Here is a 4,269-nt window from a genome sequence, read left to right on the forward strand (position 1 = left end):
ACGTCTACCTGCGCACGGCCGTCGACGTCGGCCGCGAAGGCTGGGCGCACTTCGGGCACGTCGCCATGAAGGACTACCGGTGGGGCGTCTTCCTGGCCGAACGCGACGGCGACCGGCGCATCGGCTTCGGCCAGCACCTGGGCGAGCCCGCCTGGCAGAAGGTCCCGGGGGAGTACCGCGCCGACCTCCAGCGCCTCATCGTCATCCAGGGCGACACCGAGCCCGCGTCCGTCGAGCAGCAGCGCAACCTCGGCGCGACCGCGCCCAGCCTGTACGACCTGCGCAACCTGTTCCAGGTGAACGTCGAGGAGGGCCGCCACCTGTGGGCGATGGTCTACCTCCTGCACGCCTACTTCGGACGCGAAGGACGCGAAGAGGCCGAGGAGCTCCTGCACCGCAACTCCGGCAGCGAGGAGTCCCCGCGCATCCTGGGCGCCTTCAACGAGGAGACACCCGACTGGCTCTCCTTCTTCATGTTCACCTACTTCACCGACCGGGACGGCAAGTACCAGCTCGGCACGCTGAAGGAGTCCGGCTTCGACCCGCTGTCACGGACGTGCGAGTTCATGCTCAAGGAGGAGGCCCACCACATGATGGTCGGCACCACGGGCATCGACCGCGTCGTCGAGCGGACCGTCCAGCTCATGAAGGAGCACGACACCGACGACGTCACCGGCCACGGCGCGATCTCGCTCGACGCCGTCCAGAAGTACCTGAACTTCCACTACTCGGTGTCGCTCGACCTGTTCGGCTCCGAGACGTCCAGCAACGTCGCGAACTACTACACGGCCGGGCTCAAGGGCCGCTGGCTGGAGGGACGCCGCAAGGACGACCACCGCCTCACCGGCGACGCGATGATGGTGGACGCCCTCGTGGAGGGCGCCATCGGCCAGACCGAGGTCTCCGCGCTGGTGGGCCTGAACACCGACCTGCGCCGCGAGTACATCGCCGACTGCCAGAGCGGCGTCAACCGCTGGAACCGCATCCTGGCCGACGCGGGCCTCCCGCAGCGCCTCTACCTTCCCAGCATCGCGTTCAACCGCAGGGTCGGCGCGTTCGCCGGCATCGAGGCCACCCCGGACGGCGAGATCATCACCGCGGACGAGTGGGACCGGCGCAACGGCGCGTGGCTCCCCACGGAGGTCGACAAGACCCACGTCCGGTCCCTGATGCGCCCCGTCCACGAACGCGGCAGGATCGCCGGCTGGATCGCCCCGCCTCGCAACGGCATCAACGGCCGCCCCTTCGACTACGAGTACGTGAGGTTGTAGCCCCTCAACGGGCGAGGTGGCGGGAGATGACCATGCGCTGGATCTGGTTGGTGCCCTCGAAGATCTGCATCACCTTCGCCTCGCGCATGAAGCGCTCGACGGGGAAGTCGCGGGTGTAGCCGGCGCCGCCGAGGACCTGGACGGCGTCCGTGGTCACCTTCATCGCGTTGTCGGTGGCGACCAGCTTGGCGATGGACGCCTCCCGGCCGTAGGGGCGGCCCGCGTCCTTCAGCCGCGCCGCCGCCAGGTAGGTGGCCCGCGCCGACTCGATCGCGGCGGCCATGTCGGCCAGCACGAACGCCAGCCCCTGATGGTCGATGATCGCCTTGCCGAACGCCTCCCGCTCCTTGGCGTAGGCGACGGCGGTGTCGAGCGCGCCCTGGGAGAGGCCGGTGGCGACGGCGGCGATGCCGAGCCGCCCCGCGTCCAGCCCGGCGAGCGCGATCGACAGGCCCTGCCCCTCGTGCCCGATCAGGTTGCCGGCCGGGACGCGGGCGTCGACGAACCGGACGGTCGCCGTCGTCGACCCCATCAGGCCCATCTTGTCCTCGGGCTCGTCGAACTCCACCCCTGGTGTGCCGGCCGGGACGTGGAAGCAGGAGATGCCGCGGGCGCCGTCGTCGGACGTGCGGGCCATGACGGTGTAGAAGTCGGCCTTGCCGCCGTGGGTCGTCCACGCCTTGGCGCCGTTCAGGACGTAGGAGTCGCCGTCGCGGACGGCCCTGGCGCGCATCGCCGCAGGGTCGGAGCCAGCGTGCGCCTCCGACAGGCAGTACGCGCCGAGCCTCTCGCCGGAGAGCATTTCGGGGAGCCACCGGCCGCGCTGCTCGCCGGTCCCGTAGGCGAACAGCGGGAAGCACGACAGCGCGTGCACGCTGACGCCGACGCCCACGCTCGCCCACGCCGCGCCGATCTCCTCGAGGACCTGCAGGTAGATCTCGTACGGCTGGGCGCCGCCGCCGAACTCCTCCGGGTAGGGCAGCGTCAGCAGGCCCGCCCGTCCCAGCGTCGTGAACACCTCTCGCGGGAACGTCCCGTTCCGCTCGTCGTCCGCGACCCGCGGCGCCAGCTCCTTGGCCGCGATCTCGCGGGTCAGGGCGATGAGGTCCTCGGACTCGGGGGTGGGCAGGTGCCGGGTGGCGGGCATGCGCGGACTCCTTACGGCACTTCGGCGGCGCGGCATCCCCACAGTACCGAGCGGCCGGACGCGGTCCGCGACGCCCGGCCAGACGTGCGCCGGGCTAGACCTGCGCCGACTGGACGGCGTGCTCGACGAGCGCGACGAGGACGTCCTTCGCCGTGTCGCGGCGCCGCACGTCGCACAGCATCACCGGGACGTGGGGGTCGACGTCCAGGGCGTCGCGGATCTCCTCGGCCGTGTACCGGCGGGCGCCGTCGAAGACGTTGGCGGCGACGACGAACGGGATCTCCCGCTGCTCGAAGAAGTCGATGGACGCGAAGCTCGTGGTGAGCCGCCGCGTGTCGACCAGGACGATCGCGCCGACCGCGCCGAAGGCGATCTGGTCCCACATGAACCAGAAGCGCTCCTGCCCGGGCGTGCCGAACAGGTACAGCCGCACGCCGCCGGAGAAGGTCAGCCGGCCGAAGTCCATGGCGACGGTCGTGGTCGTCTTGGCCTCCACGCCGTGCAGGTCGTCCACGCCGGTGGAGGCGTCGGTGAGGGTCTCCTCGGTGCGCAGCGGGCGGATCTCGCTGACCGCGCCGACGAGGGTCGTCTTGCCGACACCGAAGCCCCCGGCCACCAGGATCTTCAGTGTGTGCTGGGGAATGTCCTCGTCGTGCCCGTGGGGCACCGGGGATGTGTCAGAGACGGCGGAGTTCATCGAGCACTCTCATCAGTATGCGGGTATCGGGACGGTCGGCCTGCTCGCCGTGCTCGGTCTGCGGCATCTCCTCGACGAGGCCGTACTGGTGCAGGTCCTCCAGCAGGATCTGCACCACCCTGAACGGAAGGTCGGTCTCCGAGGCGAGGTCGGCGGGGGTCGAGGGACGGCTGCACAGCTCCAGCAGCCGCCGTTGCTCGCGCGACAGCCACACCCGGTCTCCCGGTGTCCGGCCGGTCGCGACGAGGATGGTGACGAGGTCGACGACGAGCCCGCGTGGGCGGGTCCGCCCGCGGGTCACCGCGTACGGCCGGACGATCGGGCCCGCGTCGCGCCCGATCCAGCGCTCTCTCGGCGTCTCCACGACCGGCTCAGCCCGAGGCGCCCGGGTTCGGCGCGCGGTCCTCGGGCTGGGCGGGTGTCCGCGGCGCGGCGGACAGGTGCCGCCGCACCCGCTTGATCAGCATGGTCGTCTCGTAGGCGACCAGGCCGGCGTTGCCGCCCGCGTCGCTGAGCACGGCAAGGCAGCTGCCGTTGCCGGCCGGCATGACGAAGAACAGCATGCCGTCCAGTTCGACGACGGTCTGCCGTACCTGCTTGGCCTGGAAGTGCTCGCGGGCGCCGTTGGCGAGGCTGTGGAACCCCGACGACAGCGCCGCGAGGAACTCGGCGTCCTTGCGGGTGACGCCGCCCGAGGCGCCCATGACCAGCCCGTCCCGGGACAGCAGCACGGCCTGATGGACCTCGCCGACCCGCTCCACCAGATCGTCGAGCAGCCAGTCGAGCTCCCCGGTCGCGTGGCTCTGCTGCGTCATGAACTCCCCCATCCGTCACGCGGATCGTCAGTGCCCGTCTCGTCCTCGTCGTCCCTTCCGCGCAGCCATCCAGACTGTAGCGAGGACATCAGGTCGCGGCTGAGTTCCGGACTCGGTTCTTCGAAATCGTCGTCCGGCTCCCCGGCCCTCTCGGACCGGGCGGGCTCGGCCTGGCGGGACCTGCGCAGCTGAGGCGCGAGGTTGCGCTGCCGGACCCGGCGCGGGAGCCGCCCGGTGGCCTCGCTGTCCTCGACCGCGCCGTCCTCGGACGGGGGCCCCGCGCCGCCGTGCGGCGGCGGCCCGGCCCCGCTGTCCATGGGGCCGTCCAAAGGGCTGTCC

The 4,269-nt window shown here is 71.3% G+C and carries 5 protein-coding genes and 1 pseudogene; 1 reads left to right on the top strand and 5 read right to left on the bottom strand.

All coding sequences use genetic code 11. The features are described from left to right. On the top strand, positions 1-1,271 hold a 1,271-nt coding region (gene boxB, locus E1285_RS43605), incomplete at its 5' end, for a benzoyl-CoA 2,3-epoxidase subunit BoxB (protein WP_132160776.1). Between the two features lie 4 nt (positions 1,272-1,275). On the opposite strand, the gene E1285_RS43610 is transcribed toward boxB, so the two are convergent. The 5 genes and pseudogenes from E1285_RS43610 to E1285_RS43630 all read right to left on the bottom strand — a co-directional run. Continuing rightward, positions 1,276-2,418: an acyl-CoA dehydrogenase family protein gene (locus E1285_RS43610; protein ID WP_132160777.1), complete on the bottom strand. Its 1,143-nt coding sequence runs from the start codon at positions 2,416-2,418 to the stop codon at positions 1,276-1,278. A 94-nt stretch (positions 2,419-2,512) separates the two neighbouring features. Then, positions 2,513-3,115, bottom strand: a complete 603-nt coding sequence (locus tag E1285_RS43615) for an ATP/GTP-binding protein (RefSeq protein WP_132160778.1) — start codon at positions 3,113-3,115, stop codon at positions 2,513-2,515. Next, entirely contained in the window at positions 3,096-3,479 is a 384-nt protein-coding gene (locus E1285_RS43620) for a DUF742 domain-containing protein (protein WP_132160779.1), read from the bottom strand. The genes E1285_RS43615 and E1285_RS43620 overlap by 20 nt, the downstream gene beginning before the upstream one ends. A 7-nt stretch (positions 3,480-3,486) precedes the next feature. Next, positions 3,487-3,930 (bottom strand): roadblock/LC7 domain-containing protein, encoded by a 444-nt coding sequence (locus tag E1285_RS43625; RefSeq protein ID WP_132160780.1) that lies wholly within the window; start codon positions 3,928-3,930, stop codon positions 3,487-3,489. Continuing rightward, a pseudogene (locus E1285_RS43630) lies at positions 3,927-4,269 on the bottom strand (histidine kinase); the annotation flags it as partial. The gene E1285_RS43625 and the pseudogene E1285_RS43630, both read right to left, overlap by 4 nt.

The sequence above is a fragment of the Actinomadura sp. 7K507 genome, from assembly GCF_004348425.1.
Classification (GTDB): domain Bacteria; phylum Actinomycetota; class Actinomycetes; order Streptosporangiales; family Streptosporangiaceae; genus Spirillospora.